Source organism: Saccharopolyspora karakumensis, assembly GCF_004349225.1.
In the GTDB taxonomy this organism is placed as follows: Bacteria; Actinomycetota; Actinomycetes; order Mycobacteriales; family Pseudonocardiaceae; genus Saccharopolyspora; species Saccharopolyspora endophytica.
On the sequence record NZ_SMLA01000002.1, the window covers coordinates 51,700 to 72,441 of the forward strand.

The 20,742-nt window shown below is 69.9% G+C and carries 18 protein-coding genes and 1 pseudogene; 9 read left to right on the top strand and 10 right to left on the bottom strand.

Features of this window, described 5'->3' with window-relative positions; all coding sequences use genetic code 11:
• Window positions 1-17: 17 nt before the first annotated feature.
• A pseudogene (locus E1202_RS01465) lies at window positions 18-800 on the bottom strand (lysozyme).
• Window positions 801-1,217: 417 nt separating this feature from the next.
• Here E1202_RS01465 and E1202_RS01470 point away from each other — a divergent pair.
• Window positions 1,218-3,356: a putative bifunctional diguanylate cyclase/phosphodiesterase gene (locus tag E1202_RS01470; RefSeq protein ID WP_207918418.1), complete on the top strand. Its 2,139-nt coding sequence runs from the start codon at window positions 1,218-1,220 to the stop codon at window positions 3,354-3,356.
• Here the strand turns inward: E1202_RS01470 and E1202_RS01475 are convergent.
• Both E1202_RS01475 and E1202_RS01480 read right to left on the bottom strand, forming a co-directional pair.
• Window positions 3,332-5,218, bottom strand: coding sequence for a glycoside hydrolase family 15 protein (locus tag E1202_RS01475; protein ID WP_207918419.1), 1,887 nt, complete (start codon window positions 5,216-5,218; stop codon window positions 3,332-3,334). The two genes, E1202_RS01470 and E1202_RS01475, sit on opposite strands and share 25 nt — an antisense overlap.
• Before the next feature lie 153 nt (window positions 5,219-5,371).
• A complete protein-coding gene (locus tag E1202_RS01480; RefSeq protein ID WP_132680449.1) occupies window positions 5,372-5,947 on the bottom strand; it encodes a type VII secretion system-associated protein in 576 nt (191 codons plus the stop codon).
• A 184-nt stretch (window positions 5,948-6,131) separates the two neighbouring features.
• On the opposite strand from E1202_RS01480, the gene E1202_RS01485 reads away from it, so the two are divergent.
• The 6 genes from E1202_RS01485 to purM all read left to right on the top strand — a co-directional run bounded on the left by E1202_RS01485 (window position 6,132) and on the right by purM (window position 12,546).
• Window positions 6,132-6,548 (top strand): PRC-barrel domain-containing protein, encoded by a 417-nt coding sequence (locus tag E1202_RS01485; protein WP_132680450.1) that lies wholly within the window; start codon window positions 6,132-6,134, stop codon window positions 6,546-6,548.
• Between the two features lie 289 nt (window positions 6,549-6,837).
• The gene (locus E1202_RS01490; protein ID WP_132680451.1) at window positions 6,838-8,010 is read left to right on the top strand and encodes a S8 family peptidase; all 1,173 of its coding nucleotides are present in this window, start codon (window positions 6,838-6,840) and stop codon (window positions 8,008-8,010) included.
• 269 nt (window positions 8,011-8,279) lie between these two features.
• Window positions 8,280-9,068: a helix-turn-helix domain-containing protein gene (locus E1202_RS01495; RefSeq protein ID WP_132680452.1), complete on the top strand. Its 789-nt coding sequence runs from the start codon at window positions 8,280-8,282 to the stop codon at window positions 9,066-9,068.
• Between the two features lie 167 nt (window positions 9,069-9,235).
• Window positions 9,236-9,625: a sterol carrier family protein gene (locus tag E1202_RS01500; RefSeq protein WP_132680453.1), complete on the top strand. Its 390-nt coding sequence runs from the start codon at window positions 9,236-9,238 to the stop codon at window positions 9,623-9,625.
• A gap of 163 nt (window positions 9,626-9,788) precedes the next feature.
• Window positions 9,789-11,351 (top strand): amidophosphoribosyltransferase, encoded by a 1,563-nt coding sequence (gene purF, locus E1202_RS01505; protein WP_132680614.1) that lies wholly within the window; start codon window positions 9,789-9,791, stop codon window positions 11,349-11,351.
• An 82-nt stretch (window positions 11,352-11,433) separates the two neighbouring features.
• Window positions 11,434-12,546 carry a phosphoribosylformylglycinamidine cyclo-ligase gene (gene purM / locus E1202_RS01510; RefSeq protein WP_132680454.1) on the top strand — a complete coding sequence of 371 codons (1,113 nt, stop codon included), beginning with the start codon at window positions 11,434-11,436 and terminating at the stop codon, window positions 12,544-12,546.
• Window positions 12,547-13,202: 656 nt separating this feature from the next.
• Here purM and E1202_RS01515 read toward each other — a convergent pair.
• Window positions 13,203-13,391 carry a DUF3073 domain-containing protein gene (locus E1202_RS01515; RefSeq protein WP_093419982.1) on the bottom strand — a complete coding sequence of 63 codons (189 nt, stop codon included), beginning with the start codon at window positions 13,389-13,391 and terminating at the stop codon, window positions 13,203-13,205.
• Window positions 13,392-13,637: 246 nt separating this feature from the next.
• On the opposite strand from E1202_RS01515, the gene E1202_RS01520 reads away from it, so the two are divergent.
• A complete protein-coding gene (locus tag E1202_RS01520) occupies window positions 13,638-14,516 on the top strand; it encodes a hypothetical protein (protein ID WP_132680455.1) in 879 nt (292 codons plus the stop codon).
• A gap of 114 nt (window positions 14,517-14,630) precedes the next feature.
• Here E1202_RS01520 and E1202_RS01525 read toward each other — a convergent pair whose 3' ends face one another.
• The 5 genes from E1202_RS01525 to E1202_RS01545 form a co-directional block, all read right to left on the bottom strand.
• Window positions 14,631-15,437 carry a methyltransferase domain-containing protein gene (locus E1202_RS01525; protein ID WP_132680456.1) on the bottom strand — a complete coding sequence of 269 codons (807 nt, stop codon included), beginning with the start codon at window positions 15,435-15,437 and terminating at the stop codon, window positions 14,631-14,633.
• A gap of 160 nt (window positions 15,438-15,597) precedes the next feature.
• The gene (locus tag E1202_RS01530; RefSeq protein ID WP_132680457.1) at window positions 15,598-16,515 is read right to left on the bottom strand and encodes an asparaginase; all 918 of its coding nucleotides are present in this window, start codon (window positions 16,513-16,515) and stop codon (window positions 15,598-15,600) included.
• Window positions 16,512-17,072, bottom strand: a complete 561-nt coding sequence (locus E1202_RS01535; RefSeq protein WP_132671944.1) for an RsiG family protein — start codon at window positions 17,070-17,072, stop codon at window positions 16,512-16,514. The genes E1202_RS01530 and E1202_RS01535 overlap by 4 nt, the downstream gene beginning before the upstream one ends.
• A gap of 212 nt (window positions 17,073-17,284) precedes the next feature.
• Window positions 17,285-18,427, bottom strand: a complete 1,143-nt coding sequence (ygfZ, locus tag E1202_RS01540; protein ID WP_132680458.1) for a CAF17-like 4Fe-4S cluster assembly/insertion protein YgfZ — start codon at window positions 18,425-18,427, stop codon at window positions 17,285-17,287.
• Between the two features lie 37 nt (window positions 18,428-18,464).
• Window positions 18,465-18,893, bottom strand: a complete 429-nt coding sequence (locus tag E1202_RS01545; RefSeq protein ID WP_246536093.1) for a Fur family transcriptional regulator — start codon at window positions 18,891-18,893, stop codon at window positions 18,465-18,467.
• A 96-nt stretch (window positions 18,894-18,989) separates the two neighbouring features.
• Here E1202_RS01545 and E1202_RS01550 point away from each other — a divergent pair, with 96 nt between their 5' ends.
• Window positions 18,990-19,838 carry an aminodeoxychorismate lyase gene (locus tag E1202_RS01550; protein WP_132680459.1) on the top strand — a complete coding sequence of 283 codons (849 nt, stop codon included), beginning with the start codon at window positions 18,990-18,992 and terminating at the stop codon, window positions 19,836-19,838.
• A gap of 252 nt (window positions 19,839-20,090) precedes the next feature.
• On the opposite strand, the gene E1202_RS01555 is transcribed toward E1202_RS01550, so the two are convergent.
• Window positions 20,091-20,732, bottom strand: coding sequence for an FABP family protein (locus tag E1202_RS01555; protein WP_132680460.1), 642 nt, complete (start codon window positions 20,730-20,732; stop codon window positions 20,091-20,093).
• Window positions 20,733-20,742 lie beyond the last annotated feature (10 nt).

Below are 20,742 nucleotides of genomic sequence, written 5' to 3' on the forward strand. Positions count from 1 at the left end.
CCGTGGTCAGGGGCGGGTCAGCCGTTGGCGAGGGCTTGGAGGCCCGACATGGGGCCGTTGAAGGTGTTCTGGTCGAGGGGGTCGGAGGTGTGCTGCCAGAACGTCCACAGCAGCCAGCCCCGGGGGAGTTGGCCGGGGCTGTCGGCGTAGCGGGCGATCCACAGCGGGTTGGTGGTGCCGAAGGTCCCGGAGACGAACTGGTTCCACCAGTTCGTGCTCGTGTAGATGACCGGGTAGCGGCCGGTGCGCCCGTGGTAGGTGTCGCTGAAGTCCTTGATCCACGCGGTGAGCGCGTCCCCGCTCATGTCGTAGCAGACCTAACCGTACGGGTTGTACTCCACGTCCAGGGCGCCGGGCAGCGTGCGGCCGTCGGTCGACCAGCCGCCGCCGTTGTCGACGAAGTAGTTCGCCTGGGCGGCTCCGCTGGAGGCGTTGGGGATCGCGAAGTGGTAGGCGCCGCGGATCATGCCGACGTCGTAGGACCCGTTGTACTGCTGCGCGAAGTACGGGTTGGTGTAGCTGTGGGACTCGGTCGCCTTGACGTAGGCGAAGCGCTTGCCCTGCCCGTACCAGGACGCCCAGTCCACGTTGCCCTGGTAGCTGGCGACGTCCATGCCCGGCACGGTGGCCAGCGGGTCGAGGTTCGGCTCGGGCAGCGGGTCGAGGGGCTCGAACTCGCGGATCTGCGATCCCAGCGTCGCGTTGTCCTCGTCGGAGGGACTCGCCTGAGCCGGGGCGGTGAGCACCGAGCACGCCAGTGCGACCATCATGACCAGGGCTGAGCGACCGCGTGCAGTCATCGTGGCCTCGCATTCACGGATAGTCGTGGAGCATGTCGAGCGGCTACGCATCGTGCCCCGAAAGTGTGGCGAACGCTTTCCGAAAGCAGAAGATCCTGTGTTAGCTTTTGACCGGATCGGCTCAATCCGTACAGCTGCGGGGCACCCGAACAGGGGTTTTGGCGAAGAATTGCCAGCGCAACCTCTAGGGGTGGGTTGAGCGTCTAACAGTGGGGGTTCGAACTCCGTCGCCGTTCATCGATGAACTGATCGCGGGCGGTAGCGGTATTGGTCTCTCGGCCACGCGGATGGCCGCCCGACACAGGTGTCGAGACTGCACCGGGTGCCGTACATGATGTTCGACCGCCAGGCTCAACCGGTCGTATGCTCCGACGAGAAACGGCCCAGGCTAGGACGACGAGTGGAGGGCGCCCAGGCATGACTGGCTGGACCGCGCCGGTGCCCAGCGCTCACGAGGTGGCCGCCAAGGTGAACCGAACGGACCGACGACGCTTCGCCGCGGTCTGGGCGCAGGCGCTGATGGGAACCAGCTACGTGCCGATGACCAGCGCCGAGGTCGAAGGCCGTCTGCACGGCTACACCGACCGCCTGGTCGACGCGCTGGTCGGCGAACCCTTCGACGCCTCGCCCGCCCGCGCGGTGGGCGCTGACCTCATCGGTGTGCACTTCACCAGCTCCGAGTCGCTGGCCCGCACCGTCGAGCTCATCGGTGACGAGATGCTCGACGTGCTGCGGCTCGGCGACGACCCGGTGTGGCGCAAGCGCGTCGCCGCGGTGCAGGCCGCGCGCAAGCGCACGCTCGACGAGCAGGAGGCCATCCGGCAGGCCGTGCTCGACGCGCGCGACGCCGTCGAGCTGGCGTTGCGCACCAGCGAGGCCCGCTTCCGGGCGATCTTCTCCGAGGCCGCCATCGGCATCGGCATCGGAGACACCGAGGGCCGCATACTGGAGGTCAACGACTCGCTGACGCGCATCATGGGGCGTTCGGCCGATGACATCCGGCGGATGCAGGTGGCCGACATGATGCATCCGGAGGACCCCGACCGGACATGGCGGCTCTACGACGAGCTCGTCCGCGGCGAGCGCGAGCAGTTCCGGGTCGAGAAGCAGTTCTCCCGGCCCAGCGGCAAGACGGTGTGGACCGAGCTGTTCGTGTCGCTGATCCGCGACGACGACGGCAAGCCGCTCTACCAGGTCGCCCTGATCGAGGACGTGACCGACCGCCGCGAGCTGCAGGAACGGCTCCGCTACCAGGCGATGCACGATCCGCTGACGACGTTGCCGAACCGGGCGCTGTTCCTCGACCGGCTGGAGTCGATCCTCAGGCGCCACGATCCCGACGACCGGATCGCGTTGTGCTACATGGACCTCGACGGCTTCAAGGTCATCAACGACAGCCTCGGTCACCACGTCGGCGACGAACTGCTGGTGACCGTCGCCGAGCGGCTCGCCGCCGCGGTGCACGGCGACGACCGGCTGGTCGCGCGCATGGGCGGCGACGAGTTCGTCATCCTGCTGCAGAACTCCACCGGAACCGAGCAGGCGGTCGAGATCGCCGAGCAGGTGCTGTCGGTCATCGACGAGCCGATCCGCATCGACGGCCACGAGCTGACCGTCTCGGCCAGCATCGGCATCGTCGAGCGCAACGTCGACGGGCAGACCGCCGCCGAGCTGATGCGCGACGCCGACGTGACGCTGTACTGGGCGAAGTCCGACGGCAAGGGCCGTTGGGCGCAGTTCGACCAGGAGCGCAACGCCAACGAGGTCGCCCGGCTGCGGCTGGCCGCGTCGATGCCCGCGGCGCTGGAGCGCGACGAGTTCTACGTGGACTACCAGCCGCTGATCGGGCTGCGGGACAGCTCGGTCGTGGGCGTCGAGGCGCTGGTGCGCTGGGCGCATCCGGACCTCGGCAGGCTCGGGCCGGACAAGTTCATCGGGCTCGCCGAGGAGACCGGGCTGATCGTCCCGCTCGGCCGGTGGGTGCTGCACAAGGCGTGCGAGCAGGCCAAGCGGTGGCAGGACCGGTTCGGCGACTCGGCACCGTTCGTCAGCGTCAACCTCGCGGTCCGGCAGTCGCGCGACCCGAACCTGGTCCGCGACGTCGCCGAGATCCTGGAGGACACGGGACTCGCCCCGCACCGGCTCCAGCTGGAGCTGACCGAGAGCACGATCATGTCCACCGCCGACGAGCCGCTGGACAAGCTGCGCGCGCTGTCGCGGATGGGCGTGCGCATCGCCATCGACGACTTCGGCACCGGCTACTCCAACCTGGCCTACCTGCGGCATCTCCCGGTGCACGAGCTCAAGATCGCCGGTTCGTTCATGGAGGGGCTGCGCGACGCCGAACGCGCCGATCCGGTCGACGCCCGCATCGTCGGCACCCTCGTCGACCTCGCCCACACGCTCGGTCTCACGGTCACCGCCGAGGGCGTGGAAACCCAGGCCCAGGCCCGACGCATGGCCGAGATCGGCTGCGAGACCGGGCAGGGCTACCTCTGGGCCAAGCCGGGCGATCCCCAGACGGTCACCGACTACATCTTCTCCCACCTGGACTGAGCGGCCGAGGTGTCGGCCGCCGTCCCGTTCCGGCGGGACTTCTGCTCCCGCGTGCGGCCGCCGTAGAGGACCGCCGCCGAGTTGACCAGCGCGAGGTGGCTGAACGCTTGCGGGAAGTTGCCGGTGAAGCAACCGCTCTCGGCGTCGAACTCCTCGGAGTAGAGGCCGACGTCGTTGGCCATCTCGACGAGTTCGGCGAACATCCGCTCCGCCTCGCCGCGCCGGCCGCAGTAGACCAGCGCGTCGACCATCCAGAACGAGCAGGCCAGGAACGAGCCCTCCCGCCCGCTCAGACCGTCGAGCTCGCTCGGCTCGTCGGTGGTCGTGTAGCGGTCGACCAGCACCCCGTGCTGGAGCTCGCGCTGGATCGCGTCGACGGTGCTGCGCATCCGGTCGTCGCGGCCGGAGAGGAAGCCGACCGCGGGCAGCAGCAGGACCGAGGCGTCCAGCGAGGTTCCGCCGTAGAACTGGGTGAACGCGCGGATCTCGGGGTTCCACGCGCGCCGCAGCACCTCCTCGCGGACCTCGTCGCGCAGCTGCCGCCAGTGCTCGACCGGTCCCGGCAGCCCGTCCTCCTCGGCTCCGCGCACCGCGCGGTCGAAGGCGACCCACACCATCACCTGCGAGTGCGTGAAGTGCCGGTCCGGCCCGCGCACCTCCCACAGCCCGCGATCGGGTTGCCGCCAGATCCGCTCCAGGTGGGAGAGCATGCCGCGCTGCACCGCCCACGAGTCCTCGCTCTCCACCAGCCCGCGTTCGCGGGCCAGGTGCAGCGCGTCCATCACCTCGCCGTAGACGTCCAGCTGCCGCTGCCGGTAGGCGGCGTTGCCGACCCGGACGGGGCCGGTGTCCCGGTACCCGCGCAGCCAGTCCGCTTCCCACTCGATCAGGTGCCGTTCGCCGCCGACGCCGTACATGATCTGCAGGTCGGCGGGGTCGCCGGCGACGGAGCGGACCAGCCAGCGCCGCCACGCCTCGGCTTCGGAGGTGCAGCCGAGGTCGTCGAGGGCGAGCAGCACCAGCGTCGCATCGCGGAGCCAGCAGTAGCGGTAGTCCCAATTGCGGTTGCCGGGGACGGCTTCCGGCAACGAGGTGGTGGGGGCGGCGACGATGCCCCCGGTGGGCGCGTAGATCAGCGCCTTGAGCGTGGCGAGCGAGCGGCGCACGGCCTTCGGGTAGGGCCCGTCGTAGACGATCTTGGCCGACCAGTTCCGCCAGAACTCCTCGCACTCCAGCAGTTCCTGCTCCGGGTCCATCGGCGCGGGCAGCTGGTCGGGGTCCGAGGACCACTGCAGCACCCAGGACATGCGCTGACCGGCGGAGATCGTCCCGGTGTGGCGGTGGGCGCGTTCGCCGTCGACCCGGGTGGGCAGTTCCTCGCCGCGCAGCACGACGGTGTGCGGACCGGCGATGCCCAGGACGTACTCGTCGAGCACCGGGTCGGTCTCGCCGACCCGGCGCACCCACGGCACCGAATCGCCGTAGTCGAAGCGCAGCACCCAGTCGAGCTGGAAGCCGACCTCGCCGGACACGCCCTCGACGATCCGCACCACGCACGGCTCGTCGTGCTGGTTCACCTCGTGCGGCGGCATGAAGTCGATCAGTTGCAGCACGCCGGAGTCGGTGCGGAACTCCGTCTCCAGCACCAGGGAGTTCTCCCGGTACCGGCGGCGGACCTCGCGCACCGGCTCCGTCGGGGCGATCGCCCAGCGGCCCTCACCGCCGAGCAGCCGCGCGAAGCAGGCGGGTGCGTCGAAGCGCGGCAGGCACAACCAGTCGAGAGAGCCGTCCTTGCCCACGAGGGCGGCCGTGCGCAGGTCGGACAGCAGCGCGTAGTCCTCGATCAGTCCTGGTCCGGTCACCCCGCCGACCCTAGGTTCGACGTGAGCGACCGGCCATCCGTCGATCGAGTCGCGACGGCCACCGGCGAAGCCGGCTCCTCAGCGCGCCGCCCTCGCGGGCCGGCACCGCCGGTCGGATTCCGCTACCCGCACCGCTGAGCGAGAGGCGCTGCTTCATTCACCTCGGTCCTCGGCGAACTGGACGAGGACGCCGTTGGGGATGACGGCCTGGACGGCTTCGTGCAGGTTGAGGCCGAGGTCGTAGCCGCCGAGGACGTCGGGCAGCCAGGAGCCGGGAACCGTGCGGTAGCCCGGCCAGTCCTCGGGAACCCGCGAGGCCGACGTGCAGGCAGGGACCAGCGTGGTGCCGTCGGACATCTCGGCGGTGTAGACGTTGCGGTCGTCGGCCGACGGCGCGTAGAGCATCACCTCGCCGTCCAGCACGGCCTGCGGCAGGTCGTCCTCCGGGCGCTCGCCGTCGGCGATCTCGTCGAGCACGCGCTCCAGGTCGTTGCTCGGTTCCGGCCGGTGCAGCATCAGGTCCGAGGGGACGTACTGCTCGTTGAACTGGAACTCCTCGTCGATCACGCCGTTCTCATCGATCCGGTAAGCACCGACGACGCCCTCCGGCGGCATGTCGCCCTCTTCGTCCTGGGCGTAGCCCGGGTCGGCGATGTACAGCCAGGTGTTCGGGTTCTCCTTGGCGTGCGCCCGCATCTCGTCGGTGATCGGCGGCGTGGGTTCGGTCATGAGGTTCGAGACTCCGTTAGCTCGGCTGGACAAGAACACGCCCCGCGACTGCCGAGCGTTCCCGTTGAAGGGTCCCATTCTTCGCCCGGCGTGGTCCGAAGAGGTCAGTCCGCCGTTTTGAGGTGCCGCCCCGCGCGACGAAGGGGGAGACTTGGTTCCCGGGCTTTGCGGGGAGGGGTGCTCGATGATCGGTCAGCGGGAAGCGTTGCGCATGTTCGGGTGCGAGGTCTTCGATCCGGCGGGGCAGCGCATCGGCATCGTGGGACAGCTGTTCATCGACGACGACACCGAACAACCCGCGTGGATCACGGTCCAAACCGGCTTGTTCGGCACGAACGAGAGCTTCGTGCCGCTCGACGGCGCCGCTTTCGACGGCGACACGGTCACCGTCTCGGTCGGCAAGGAGGCCGTCCGCCAGGCGCCGCGGGTCGATCTGGACAAGGGCGACCTGCCGCTGGCGACGGAACGGGCGCTGTACCGCTACTACGGGATGACCTACGGCGTGGATCCGGAGTCGGCCGACGGCGATGCCGAGCAGTCCGACGAGTACGTCGAGGAGGTCCGGCTGCGGTTGCGGCGCTGGGTAGCCGCCACCCGTTAGAGCGTCCGCACCCTCCGTTATATTGAGTACGCAGTGTTACCCCTACTTGCGGGTAACAACTGGGAAATCCGGCGATCGCCGGGCCGTTCAGCCCCTTGCGCTTTCGAAGGTTTCAGCTGCTCATTCCCGGTAAGTCTGGTCCGATTGGGAACGCGTTAACCCCAACGTCCGATTGTTTGGCGCAAAATCGCCAACGTCGCCCATATGAGTGCACTCGCTGGTTACGTTCCGCTCTGAAACACCTCCGCTCGGCCCCACCCGAGCGGAACCGTTTGAAGGAGGGGAACGCATGAGGAAGCTGCTCTTCGGCACCGGGGCAGGGGTTGCCGCGGCGGCGCTCGTGTTCGCCGGATCTCCCGCCGGCGCACAGCCGCAGGACGAACTCGCCCCGCTGACCCTGCACCCGCAGGCTCAGTCCAGGGACACCGCGGACGTCTACATCGTCAACCTCAAGGACGGCATCGCCCCGCAGGGCGTCGCCGAGGAACTGGGCGTCCAGGCCCGGCACACCTACACCAAGTCGATCAACGGCTTCTCGGCCAAGCTCAACCCCGAGCAGCTGGCGAAGGTCCGGGCCAACGACAAGGTCCAGAACATCTCGCAGAGCTACCGCATGGCGGTCGAGCCCGACGTGAAGCCGGCCGCCGTCGGCTCGTGGGGCCTGGACCGCATCGACCAGCCGGCCCTGCCGCTGGACGACAGCTACACCCCCACCGGCAAGGGTGAGGGCGTGACCGCCTACATCATCGACACCGGCATCGCGCCCGACCACCCCGACTTCGGCGGTCGCGCCTCGGTCGGCTTCGACGCCACCGGTGGCGACGGCATCGACAAGCAGGGCCACGGCACGCACGTCGCCGGCACCATCGGCTCCAACACCTACGGTGTCGCCCCGGCCGTCAAGCTCGTCGGCGTCCGCGTCCTGGACGACCAGGGCCAGGGCACCACCGAGTCCGTCGTCGGCGGCATCGACTGGGTCGCCCAGAACCACGACGAGAACTCCGTCGCCAACATGTCGCTGGGTGGTCCGAAGGACCCGGCCCTCGACGAGGCGGCCACCAACCTGGTCAACAGCGGCGTGTTCCTCGCCGTCGCCGCCGGCAACGAGTCGCAGGACGCCGAGCAGGTGTCCCCGGCCAGCGCCGAGGGCGTGTTCACCACGGCCGCGTCGGACAACACCGACACCTCCGCCGAGTTCACCAACTTCGGCGCCACCGTCGAGGGCTACGCCCCCGGCGTGGACATCGTCTCCACCGTTCCCGGTGGCAGCACCGAGGCGATGAGCGGCACCTCGATGGCCAGCCCGCACGTGGCCGGCGTCGGCGCGCTGTTCCTGGGCGCCAACCCGGGCACCGCTCCGGCCGACGTCATCAAGGGCCTGCAGGGCCAGGCGTCCGCGGGTGTCGTCCAGGGCGCCCCGCAGGGCACCCTCGCCGACCTCCTGCAGATCGGCGACCTGTGATCGCCTGACGCGATAGAGCGCCGTCGCGGGCCCTTCCTGAGCGCTTCAGGGAGGGCCCGCGCTGCGTGAAGGCGCTGCTTTCGGGGGTATCGGGGCTCCGCTGACCGGGCGTAAACACGTTCGTCGCCCATCTTGTCCGGCGAAAGTCGGTTCCGGCGGTTGTTCCCGGTGGATACGTTGCCAACAACAGGGGGAGCTCAGTGTCCATTGCGGTGCCCGCGCCTGATCGCAGGCGGGCGTCGCCGGGGCACATCGAGGAGGGATGTGCCGTGTTACCCGGATACACCGAGGAACTGACCAAGGCACCGACCGGGGTGGCCGAGCCGGGCGCACCGGAACAGCTCAGCCAGCGCGCCGTGCAGGCGCAGGTCGCATCGGTCACCCGAGCGGCTCGGGCGCAGGCGGGCAGCGGCGGAGTGCTGCAGGTCGTGCACGGGGCCAAGCGGGTCGGCTGGGCGGCGTACGAGCTGCAGGCCAGCGCCACGCACCTGGTGCAGGGCGTTGCCAAACCGCCCTACGCGCAGACCGGCACGCTGGACTCGCTGGAATCGCGCAAGCTCGCCGAAGGCGTGCGCTACCAGGTGCTCTACGACCGCTCCGCGCTCGCTCGTCCCCCGCAGCTGGACATCACGACCAAGCTCGTCGCGCTGGGCGAGCAGGCGCGGGTGATCCACGTGGCGCCGACCAAGCTGATCATGGTGGACAACGAGATCGCGCTGCTGCCGCTGACCGTCACCGAGACCTCGGTGGAGAGCGCGGTCGTGGTGCGCAGCTCGGCGATGCTGGCGGCGATCGCCCGCATCTTCGAGGACCTGTGGCGCTACGCGGCGCCGTTCACGGCCAACCAGGACCTCGAGGGCAACGAGCTGCGGCCCACCGAGGAGGAGCGGTGGATCCTGTCGCTGCTGGCCTCGGGCGCCACCGACGACACGATCGGCCGGCTGATGGGCTTCAGCGCTCGCACGGCGCACCGGCGGGTGCGCGAGCTGATCTCGCGGCTCGGCGTGGAGACGCGGTTCCAGGCCGGTATGCAGGCGGTCAAGCTCGGCTGGCTGTGAATCGATCTGGCGGGTGAATCGATCAGGCGTCTCGGCACCGGTTCTGCACATCTGAGCACCGGCACCGAGGCGCACGATCGGGCGTTTCCAGCCCTGAGCTTCCATGATCGAAGTCCCTTTTCCCCGGTCAGCTCGGACCACGACCGCCCGGCACTAGACTTCGCGCCATGCCGAAGCGCGGTGCGGTGGACCCCGGGGAGATGCGCGAGGCGGTCACCGCCGTGCGCGAGTGGCTCGACGACGCCGAACGTCGTCCGGCCAGGCCCGAGATGGCCAAGGCCGTGCGGCTGAGCCTGCGGACACTGGAGCAGATCGCGCCCGGCAACAGCGTCGAGGTGCGGGTCCCGCCGTTCGCGGCCGTGCAGTGCGTCGAAGGGCCCAGGCACACCCGCGGCACCCCGCCGAACGTCGTCGAGACCGATCCGCGCACCTGGCTGCTGCTCGCGACCGGGCGCCTGACCTGGTCCGACGCCGTCGAAGGCGGTCTGCTGACCGCTTCGGGCTCGCGCTCCGACGTCTCCCAGTGGCTCCCGATCGTGCGCGTGGAGCAGGGCTGAGGGCTTCGGACCTGCTACGTGTTGTGATGAGATGGCCGACACGCTTCGGGTGGGGTTCGCCCAGGTTTCCCGCGCCTTACACTGAGGTGTAACTCCGACTCCGTCATCCAGGGAGTTCTCGGTGGTCACCGACCGTCCGGCTAGTGCCAGCACGACAACGGACCTGCCCTTTCCGACCTTCGACACCTCCGCCGACGCGTTGGAGCGGGACATCCCCCGCGAAGAATGCGGCGTGTTCGGCGTCTGGGCCCCCGGCGAAGAAGTCGCCAAGCTCTCGTTCTACGGGCTCTACGCCCTCCAGCACCGAGGCCAGGAAGCCGCCGGCATCGCCGTCGGCGACGGCTCTCAGGTGGTCGTCTACAAGGATCTGGGCTTGGTCAGCCAGGTGTTCACCGAGCAGACGCTCGCTTCGCTGCACGGTCACGTCGCGGTCGGGCACTGCCGGTACTCCACCACCGGTGGAGGTTCTTGGGAGAACGCGCAGCCGACCTTCCGCACCACCGGTGCCGGCAGCGGCCTCGCGCTCGGCCACAACGGCAACCTCGTCAACACCGCCGAGCTGCTGGAACGCGCGCGCGACTTCGGCAAGGTCGACGGCGGTAACCTGTCGTCGCCCGCCAACGGATGCGAACGCGCCACCAGCGACTCCGACCTGGTCACCGGCATGCTCGCGGCCAAGGCCGCGGACATCGGCCTGGAGCAGGCCGCGATGGAGCTGTTCCCGACCGTCTCGGGCGCGTTCTCGATGGTCTTCTGCGACGAGGACACCCTCTACGCGGTCCGCGATCCGCAGGGCGTGCGCCCGCTGGTGCTCGGTCGCCTCGAACGCGGCTGGGTCGTGGCCAGCGAGACCGCCGCGCTGGACATCGTCGGCGCGTCGTTCGTCCGCGAGGTCGAGCCCGGTGAGCTGCTGGCCATCGACGCCGACGGGCTGCGCTCGCAGTCCTTCGCCAACCCCAAGCCCAAGGGCTGCGTGTTCGAGTACGTCTACCTGGCGCGCCCGGACACCACGATCTCCGGCCGCACGGTGCACGGCACCCGCGTGGAGATCGGCCGCAAGCTGGCCAAGGAGCACCCGGTCGACGCCGACCTGGTCATCCCGGTCCCGGAGTCGGGCACCCCGGCCGCGGTCGGCTACGCCCAGGCGTCCGGCATCCCCTACGGCAACGGCCTGGTGAAGAACTCCTACGTGGGCCGGACGTTCATCCAGCCCTCGCAGACGATCCGGCAGCTCGGCATCCGGCTCAAGCTCAACCCGCTGCGCGAGGTCATCCGCGGCAAGCGGCTGGTCGTGGTCGACGACTCCATCGTGCGCGGCAACACCCAGCGCGCGCTGGTGCGGATGCTGCGCGAGGCCGGAGCCGTCGAGGTCCACGTGCGGATCGCCTCGCCGCCGGTGAAGTGGCCGTGCTTCTACGGCATCGACTTCGCCTCCCGCGCCGAACTGGTCGCCAACGGCCTCGACGACGACGGGGTGCGGCGCTCGATCGGCGCCGACAGCCTCGGTTACGTCTCGCTGGACGGCCTGATCGCCGCCACCGAGCAGCCCCGCAACCGGTTGTGCGCGGCGTGCTTCGACGGCGAGTACCCGATCCCTCTGCCGGACGACGCGCGGATCGGCAAGTACCTGCTGGAGGGACTCGGCAACGAGCGAGGCGTGGCCGGACCCGCCGAGCCCGTGCTACCCAGCGGTTACGGGGCGGAAGACGCGCTGCAACGTCCTTGACCTCACCTTCGCCGCGTAGCGTTGGCCGTGCCAGGATTGCGCGTCCGGCGAATCGCAAATCGCACTAGATGTGGAGCCAGTCGTGTCCGAAGACCTGATCGCAGGGTCTGCCCAATCCGAAACCCCGAAGGCCACCTACGCCGCGGCGGGAGTGAGCATCGAGGCCGGTGACGAGGCGGTGGAGAAGATCCGCCCCTGGGCGGAGCGCGCGACCCGGCCGGAGGTGCTCGGTTCCCTCGGTGGGTTCGCGGGCCTGTTCCAGCTCAAGCTCGACCGCTGGAAGGAGCCGGTGCTGGCCTCCTCCACCGATGGAGTGGGCACGAAGCTGGCCGTGGCGCAGGCCGTCGACAAGCACGACACGGTCGGCATCGACCTGGTCGCCATGGTCGTCGACGACCTCGTGGTCGCCGGTGCCGAGCCGCTGTTCCTGCAGGACTACATCGCCGTCGGCCAGGTCGTCCCGGACCGGATCGCGGACCTGGTCAAGGGCATCTCCGAGGGCTGCGTGCAGGCCGGTTGCGCGCTGCTGGGCGGCGAGACCGCCGAGCACCCGGGGATGATGGCGCCCGGCGAGTACGACATCTCCGCCACCGGCGTGGGCGTCGTGGAGGCCGACGGGATGCTGGGGCCGGACAAGGTCCGCCCCGGCGACGTGGTCATCGCGATGGGCTCGTCCGGTCTGCACTCCAACGGCTACTCGCTCGCCCGGCACGTGCTGCTGGACCTGGCGCGGATGCCGCTGGAAGGCCACGTGGAGGAGTTCGGCCGCACCCTCGGCGAGGAGATGCTGGAGCCGACCCGGATCTACGCCAAGGACTGCCTGGCGCTGGCCGCCGAGGCGGAGGTCCGAACGTTCGCGCACGTCACCGGCGGTGGTCTCGCGGAGAACCTGGCGCGGGTCATCCCGTCGGGCCTGACCGCGACGCTGGACCGCGGCACCTGGACGCCTGCGCCGGTGTTCCGGATGATCGCCCAGCGCGGCCGGGTCGAGGCGGAGGAGATGGAGCGCACGTTCAACATGGGCATCGGCATGGTCGCCGTGGTCACGGCGGAGGACGTCGACCGCGCCCTGGCCGTGCTCACCGCCCGCCACGTGCCCGCCTGGGTCCTCGGCGAGGTCGCCAAGCAGCCCACGGTCGAGGGAGCCGGAGAAGACGACCGAGTCGTCCTCCGAGGCAACCACCCCCGCTTCTGACGAACCACGAAAGAGCCGCAGCCCCCACCAGGGAGCTGCGGCTTCTCGCATACGCACAAAGAAAACCCCGTCAGGCAAGCACCGAAGGTGCTTTCTCCTTGCCCCACCTGAGCAACTCGCACCGCCGGTGGTTCTCCAGCGGCTTCGTGGCGAGCACGCCGCGACGATGCGTATTGGCATACATGAGGAGTGGCGCGCGGAGTCCACGGAGCCGCTCAGGTTCCCCCACCCGCACCGCTGAGCAAGGTGATGGGAACCTGAAGTTGACGCCGGGTCGTGCGGGCCGCCTCTCGGCGGGTGGCACTGATGGGCTCCAGCCGAACGGTATTCCCAGCAGGCGATAGTTGGAGCCCGGGGGCACGCGCACGACGCCGGCACCGGGTACAACGAGCGGACCCCGCCGAGGATTCCCGGCATGGTGACGATCACCCGTTGGAGGGTCCTCGCGCGCGCAGCACGAGGGGCGGTGCGGGAGTTGATCCCGCACCGCCCCTGCCGTGTCCAGTTCCGCTTCCGGGTGTTTTCTCAGACGTGAGTGGCGCCGCCGGTCGTGACCGGCGGCGCCATCCACGTACTTGTTGGTCCTGCGAGCTAAGCGACGCACTCCGCCATCGAACGAACAGCGCGAAAACCGCTGTTCTCACCGGAGGAGTGCGTCAACGTCGACCGTAGTCGTAGTCGTCGTACCCGTCGTCGTGCGAGTCATCGCGGTCTTCGCTGGACCACTCGCCGGACTCCGAGGTCGACAGCTCTCGCTGCAACGCCTCTATGTCCATGGACGGGGAACTGTACTTAAGCTCGCGGGCCACCTTCGTCTGCTTGGCCTTAGCCCGGCCGCGCCCCATGGCTCGACCCCCTCGCACAGGGTGTGCGGGGCGGACAGGGGAAAGCCGGCCCCGCATGATCTCGACAACTTTTCCTGTAACTACCGTACCGTGTCGAGGCGGTTCAACGCGACGTGGTGCCAGGAGTTGGCCGCCGTGTCTTGGGTGACGTCGCCCTCGCCCGATTCGATCAACCGCTCGCCGCGGCTCGCGGAGGGCCGTGAGTCGCGCGAACCGGCTCGTCGGGGGCATGACACCATGCTCGCTGTGCCAGAGCCGTTCGTCGCCTACCTGAGGGTCTACGAGCCCCTGTCGTCGTTCGAATCACCGCTGCGCGAGGAAGTCGACGCCGCGGTGGAGCGCGGGTCCGTCGACCCGTTCGACGCGGGGCTGTGGGAGCAGCACCTGTGGCTGCGCAGCCAGCTCGCCGCGCCCCCGAGGTTGCTGCCGGGCGAGAACGCCGACGGCGAGGTCCAAGGCGTGGGCGGGGTGCTAGTGCTGGACCCCGAGGACGTGCCCACCGCCCCGGCCGCCACGGTCGGCCCGGGACCGCTGGTGTGCCCGCTGGACGTGCACGGGCGCGCTGCGGCGGCCCTGGTGGGGTTCCTGGGCGACGCGGAGATCCCGTTGCGCACGGCGGCTCTGCCGGAGTCGGTGGACAAGGCCCGCACCCGCGCCGGTGCGGTGGTCAGCGAGCTGTCCGGCGGTGCCGTGCACGTGCTGTCGTCGACCTGGACCGTTCCGCTGCCCTGGTTCGTCGTGGTGGATCCGACCGAGCGCTGCGTGTTCACCGAACCTGATCGCCGCCGCGTCTGCTGGCGGGTCGCGATGGCCGACGCCCGCCGCCGGGTGGCCCGTGCGCACTCGGTGTCGAAGCAGTCGATCGGCGAGGACGGCCCGACGCGGATCCTCAAGGAGACCGGGCGCTGGCTGGAGCGCTTCCACCCGCACAGCGCCGTCGAGCTCGACTACGGCGGCCTCGTGCAGCTGATGACCCAGTCGGACCTCGACGCCGACACCTCGGCCGAGGACGTCCACGCCATCGTCGACGCCATGGAGGCCGACGACGCGGAAGAGGTCGCCACCCGCTACGAGCAGCTCCGGGACTTCTGGTCCGAGTTCGCCGCCCGCGAACACCACAACTGATCCCCGCTCGACCCATGCTCCGGAGGTCGCCCCGCGAGGGTGGTCTTCCCGATATCAGTGGAAATCAGGGAACCGATTTCCGCTGAAATCGAATGCCCGTCGCAGGCGATGAGGTCACGGGCGGCAGCGGACTTCGCCGTTGAGGACGGCGAACCAGCCGGTTTCGGCGTCACGCCAGGCGTGCCAGGCCCGGGCGAGGGACTCCAGTTCGCCCGGGGTGGTCAGGCCGTAGGCGATGGCTTGCTCGGCGAACGAGGACTGGCGGATGCGGTCCGCCCAGAGATCGCCCCACCAGGCTCGCTCCTCGGGCGTGGCGAAGCACCAGGCCGAGGCGGTGCACTCGACATCGCTGAAACCCGCCTGCAGGGCCCAGGTCTTGAGGTGCTTGCCGCCGTCGGGGTAGGCGTCGTTGCGGTGGGCGACCTCGCGGTAGAGCTCCAGCCAGCGGTCCATGCCCGGGTGATCGGGCGACCAGCGCATGCCGCCGTAGTCGGCGTCGCGGGCGGCGACGACCCCGCCGGGCTTGCACACGCGGCGCATCTCGCGGAGCGCGGCGACCGGGTCGGTGAGGTGCTGCAGGACCTGGTGGGCGTGCACGACGTCGAAGGAGTCGTCGGCGTGCGGCAGGCGGTAGACGTCGGCGACCTCGAACCGGACGTTGTCCACCCCGCGCTCGGCCGCGGCGGCGCGCGAGATCACCAGCGGTTCCTCGACGTTGTCGACGCCCAGCACCTGGCCCGGCGCGACCCGTTCGGCGAAGTCGAGGGTGATCGTTCCCGGGCCGCATCCGACGTCGAGCACCTGGATGCCGGGGCGGAGGTCGCCGAGCAGGTACGCGGCCGAGTTCTCAGCCGTCCGCCACTGGTGCGACCGCAGCACGCTCTCGTGGTGCCCGTGCGTGTAGGTGTCCTGCGCGCTCATGCTCACCGTCCCGAAATGTGGGATATCTGTTCCGCTATATGAGCATATCGCGTGCGCGGTGCAGGTGAGAAGCGTTCAAGGTCGACAGGATCCGCGTGCCGCTGAAAAATCAGGGCCCGAAACTCCGCGCAGTTCCGGGCCCTGAATTTTCAGCGGGTGGTCAGTCCAGGGCGTTGGGGATGAGGCGAACCGAGCCGACGGGGTGGCCTCCGCCGTAGACCGGCTCCTCGGCGAGGTCGTCCAGGCCCGTGACGCCCAGGGCGGAGAGGATGCCGACCGCGATCGGCAGCCGGGCGCGGTCACCGCCGTCGGCGATCTTGATCGCCGCGGCGCGGCCGTCCGGCAGGGCGAAGGCGAACACGCCCTCCGCGCCGATCTTGCTGATCAGCCCCGGGGCCGCACTCATCAGCCGGACGTCCTCGCGGCCGGTGCCCGAGACCAGCCACGGGTGCTCGTGCATCGCCTGCCCGACCGGGGTGGTGACCAGCCGCTGGAACACCCGGGCCAGCCCGGTCAGCGAGATCGCGAACAGCGGGGCGCCGCAGCCGTCGATCGCGGTGTTGGCCAGCGGCTCGCCGGCCAGGTCCACGACCGCATCGGCGATCGCGACCTGCAGCGGGTGCTTCGGGTCCAGGTAGTCGGCGGTGGACCAGCCGTTGATCACGCAGGTGGCGAGCATCGCGGCGTGCTTTCCGGAGCAGTTCATGGTGATCCGCCGCTCCTGCGAGACACCTCGGCGCGCGGCCTGGCCCAGCGGCAGGTCCGGCGGGCAGCGCAGGTCGTCCTCGGTGAGCGAGAACCGCTCCAGCATCTCGGAGACACCAGCGACGTGGTCCTGCTCGCCGCTGTGCGAAGCGGCGGCGAGCGCCAGGTCGGCGGAGGGGAGTTCGAGCCCGCAGCGCAGCATCCCGGCCGCCTGCGCGGGCTTGAGCGACGAGCGGGGGTACATCGGAGCGGTCGCATCGCCCCGCGTGAGCAGGGGCGCACCGTCCGGGTCGATCACCACCACCGAAGCGTGGTGCACGCCTTCCCGAAGTCCACTTCGGACGATCTCGACGAGTGGAACAGGGGGGATCAACGCCGGTCTCGCTCCTCAGCCAGAAGGTCATCCACCGACGCGGCGCCCTCGCGGTAGCGGCGGGCGATCTCTGCGTTGAGTCGATCCACGACCTGCTGAACCTCGCGACGGCGCTGCGAGACCGAGTCCTCCTCGGCGGTGTAGGCGCTCAGCGCCCGGTCCAGTTTCTCATCGGACAGCGACATGACGTCGGAGAGGTCCACGTCCGAGACCAGCGCTTCCACGTGCCTGCGGTGCGCCTCGGCCCGCGAGGGCTCGGTGGTCTGGTAGCGGCCCGAGCCGGTGGCCGGGCCGACGGCGTTGTCGGACAGGATGTTCACCAGCTGCTCGACCACGGACCGCGAACCGTCCTCGCGCCGGCGGCGCTGCTCGGCGCGCACGATGTCGATGCGCGCGTGCAGCACCCGTCGCAGGTAGGACAGGTCCGTCTCCTCCTGGGCGGCCTCGTCCCGCAACGCGCGCACATCACCCAGCACGTGTTGTTCGATGCCACTGGTGTAGTCCGGGGACAGGACCCTGTCGATACGGCGCCGTCCACCCGGGCGGACTTCGATCACGTGGCCATCCTCCGGCAATTCGGTCGAGCTCGCCAACAGTTCGGGTGATGTCGTTACGACAACAGTGTGACGCCGAGCGTTCGATCAGCGTTCCTCGGTGTTCGAAACGACCCCTGATCGGGCGACCGGCATGCCTCAAGGCATACCCGCCCTGTCAAACACCGACGTCACTTGGCGCGCAGAACTTGAGGACCGTTACCGAAACTAACCGGTCACCGGCCGCGGAGCCGGTCGGCGGCCACCCGGCCGGGCGGCTCACCGCTGTCCGGCGGCACCGAGTCCGGGTCGACCGCTGCGGCCACCGCGCGCTCCTCCTCCGGATCACCGGCCATCAGCTCCCCGTCCACCGGTGCCGTGCGCTTGAGCAGCGCCAGCGCCACCGGCCCGAGCTCGTGGTGCTGCACGACGCTGCCCACCCGGCCGACCTTGCGGTCGCCGTGGAACACCGGGTCGCCGATCTCCGGCGAGACCTCCACCGACCCGTCCAGGTGCAGCAGCACCATCCGGCGTGGGGGCTTGCCGACGTTGTGGACCTTCGCGACCGTCTCCTGGCCGCGGTAGCAACCCTTGGCCACGTGCGCGGCGAGGTGGATCCAGCCCAGCTCGTGCGGGATCGCGCGGTCGTCGGTGTCCATCCCGACCCGGGGCCGCAGCGCCTCCACGCGCAGCGCCTCGAACGCCATCGTGCCCGACGGGCGGATGCCGGCGTCGGTGAGCTTGAGCCACCAGTCGACCAGCGATTCGCGCGGAACCAGCAGGTCGTAGGTCTGCAGCGCGCGGAACGGCACGTTGCGCACGAACCCGCCTCCCGGCAGTCCGCGCACCCCGTAGGCGTCGGAGGGGACCTCGGTGAACCCGGCGAGGATGCCGCCGGCGTCCGGGCCCATCGCCGTCAGCACAGCGAACTCCGAGGTGACGTCGCGCGGCTCGACCTTCGACCAGAACCGCATCGCTTCCAGGTACTCCGGCAGCGACTGCCTGCCGTTCACGCCGATCGTCGGCAGCGCGCTGGTGACCTCCGAGGGCGCGTCGGTGTCCAGGTACACCACGCCCTCGTGGTGGGCGACCAGCACGTGGCTGTCCACCCGGCCGTGGGTGTCGAGCACGAGCGCTTCGGTTCCCTGCCCGTCGGGCAGTTCCGTGAGGTGCTGCGAGAGCACCAGGTGCAACCAGCTCAGCCGCTCCTCACCCGGGACCGCGATGACCTCGCGGTGCGAGCGGTCCACCAGGACGGCCGAACGCGCCGCCGAGCGCTGCTCGGCGAACGGGTCGCCGAAGTGCCAGGGAACGCCGCGGTCCACCGAGTCCTCCGGCGCGGGCACCGCGCCCGGCAGATCCAGCGTGGGTGAACTCATTCAACGCTCCTTGAGTCGTGCTCGTGCGACACCGGGTTCAGCCGATGTCGGCGGCCTGGCATTCCCGGCAGGTGCCGGACAGCGCCAGGTGCGTCGCGTCGAGGGCGAAGCCGTGCTCGGCGCGCAGCTTGTCGGCCAGCTCGTCCATCGTCTCGATGGCCACCTCGTCGATCCGGCCGCAGCGGTGGCAGGCGAGGTGGACGTGCTCGTGCTCCTCGGCGGAGTAGGTCGGCGCACCGTGGCCGAGGTGGGTGTGCCGCACCAGCCCGAGCTGTTCGAGCAGGTCGAGCGCCCGGTAGATGGTGGTGATGTTGATCGTCGGGGCGATCTCCTGCACCTTCTTGCAGGCCTGCTCCGGCGTGGCGTGGCCCAGCTCGCGCACGGCGTCGAGCACCAGCTGGCGCTGCGGCGTCATGCGCATGCCCCGTTGGTGCAGAGTGCTGCGCAGCGATCCTTGGTCGCTCAATGCCCGCTCCCGTGCTCGACGCGCTCGGATGGGGAAACCCACCTCGATCGTAACCTCCGAGCCGACTCCGGGATCTGGACGCTCTACCCTTCCGGCATGCGCGTACTGGCACTTTTGGACGGGACCCTCGCCGATCCCGAAGCTCCGCTGTTCCGGGCCGATGACCTCGGTGTGATGCGAGGTGACGGCTGCTTCGAGACGATCTTGGTCGTCGACCGGGAGCCGCGCGAGCTCGGGCCGCACCTCGACCGCATGGAGAGGTCCGCGCGGCTGCTGCAGATGCCGCTTCCCGAGCGCGCGGCCTGGGAGCGAGCCGGGCAGGCCGTCATCGACGCCTGGCCGTGGGATTCCGAGCCGGAGATGGGCCTGAAGTTCGTCTGCACCAGGGGCATCGACGGTGGGGACGGCACGCCGCACGGGTTCGCGATGGGCATGGACGTCGGTCCCGACACCAAGCGCAAGCGCGACAGCGGGGTCGAGGTCGTGACCCTGGACCGCGGCTACGCGCCGGACCTGATGGACAGGGCCCCGTGGCTGCTGCTGTCGGCCAAGACGCTGTCGTACGCGGTGAACATGGCCGCGCTCCGCGAAGCCGAGGCGCGCGGTGCCGACGACGTCATCTTCACCGCCAGCGAGGGCACGGTGCTGGAGGGCCCGACCTCGACGGTCGTGCTGGCCCAGGGCCGCAAGCTGCTGACCACGCCACCCGCCTCGGGCGTCCTGGCGGGCACCACCCAGGGCGCGCTGTTCCGCGCGGCCGAGCAGGCGGGCTGGGAGACCGAGGTGGTCGACTTCCCCACCTCGGCGCTCTTCGACTCCGACGGCGTCTGGCTCGCCTCCAGCATCCGCCGCCTCACCCAGGTCCGCGCCATCAACGGCACGTCCGTGAAGGCCGACGACGCGCTGCACACCGAGATCGTCAACCTCTACGAGTCGAACTACTGAACCTCGCTTGACCTGCTCAGCGGTGCGGGTGGCGGAACCTCAGACGTCTTCTGGCTCCGGGATCCGAGACTGATGTGTGAACCAGCCGCTTTCTCCTTCACCACCTGAGCAGCCTGCACCGCCGGGGGTTCTCCAGCGGCTTCGTGGCGAGCACGCCGCGACGCCGTGTATGGCATGCATCAGGAGTGGCGCGCGGAGTCCACGGAGCCGCTCAGGTTCCCCACCCCCACCGCCACGGAAGGCGACCAGAGATCAGCCCGCGACTCGGTCGAGCTTGGCTGAGAGGCGCGGCTGCAGTTCGTGCGCGGAGGTGGCGCGCTCCTCGACGTAGGCGAGGGCTCCGTCGACGACGCCGTAGAGGCGGCTGGCGGCGGTGACGTCCTCGCCCGTGGGGGTGCGCAGCACTGCGTCGGTGCCGAACTCCCAGGTCGTGGTATTGCGCGGCTGCCCGATGAACAGCTCCGAGACACCCGTCGAGTGCATCAGCATGAACTCGATCGTGTCGTCGGGCTGCGGGCGGAGGAAGCCGGTCTCGCGGAACGCGGGTGCCACGACGTTGCCGCCCTCGCCGTCCAGCCGCCACGCGCGGCTGGAGTACATGAGGAACGGGCGGCCGTCGTGCGAGATCGTCACCTGCTGGATGAACCGGAAGGTCTCCTCCAGCGACGGGTGCGAAGCCTCGCCCTCGCCGCGCCACACGCCGACCAGCGGCAGCAGCGACAGGCAGGCGTCATCGAGCGAGGGGCCCAGCCGCAGGTTCGCGGTGTCGCCCTCGCCCGGGAGGTCGTCGAACTCCGGGATGTTGAGTTCCCGGGTGATCTTGGCTCGTTCCGCCGCCGCGGCAACTGCGGCATCGCCGCTGCCCGGCTGCGGTTCGTTCGGCGTTGCAGTCATCGCATCGAGG

Bases quoted from the DNA above. Each gene is read 5' to 3' on its own strand.
- E1202_RS01470 (WP_207918418.1), top strand. From the start codon at position 1,218: ATGACTGGCTGGACCGCGCCGGTGCCCAGCGCTCACGAGGTGGCCGCC.
- E1202_RS01480 (WP_132680449.1), bottom strand. From the start codon at position 5,947: ATGACCGAACCCACGCCGCCGATCACCGACGAGATGCGGGCGCACGCC.
- E1202_RS01485 (WP_132680450.1), top strand. From the start codon at position 6,132: ATGATCGGTCAGCGGGAAGCGTTGCGCATGTTCGGGTGCGAGGTCTTC.
- E1202_RS01550 (WP_132680459.1), top strand. From the start codon at position 18,990: ATGCGCGTACTGGCACTTTTGGACGGGACCCTCGCCGATCCCGAAGCT.
- E1202_RS01555 (WP_132680460.1), bottom strand. From the start codon at position 20,732: ATGACTGCAACGCCGAACGAACCGCAGCCGGGCAGCGGCGATGCCGCA.
- E1202_RS01500 (WP_132680453.1), top strand. From the start codon at position 9,236: ATGCCGAAGCGCGGTGCGGTGGACCCCGGGGAGATGCGCGAGGCGGTC.
- E1202_RS01515 (WP_093419982.1), bottom strand. From the start codon at position 13,391: ATGGGGCGCGGCCGGGCTAAGGCCAAGCAGACGAAGGTGGCCCGCGAG.
- E1202_RS01525 (WP_132680456.1), bottom strand. From the start codon at position 15,437: ATGAGCGCGCAGGACACCTACACGCACGGGCACCACGAGAGCGTGCTG.
- ygfZ (WP_132680458.1), bottom strand. From the start codon at position 18,427: ATGAGTTCACCCACGCTGGATCTGCCGGGCGCGGTGCCCGCGCCGGAG.
- E1202_RS01490 (WP_132680451.1), top strand. From the start codon at position 6,838: ATGAGGAAGCTGCTCTTCGGCACCGGGGCAGGGGTTGCCGCGGCGGCG.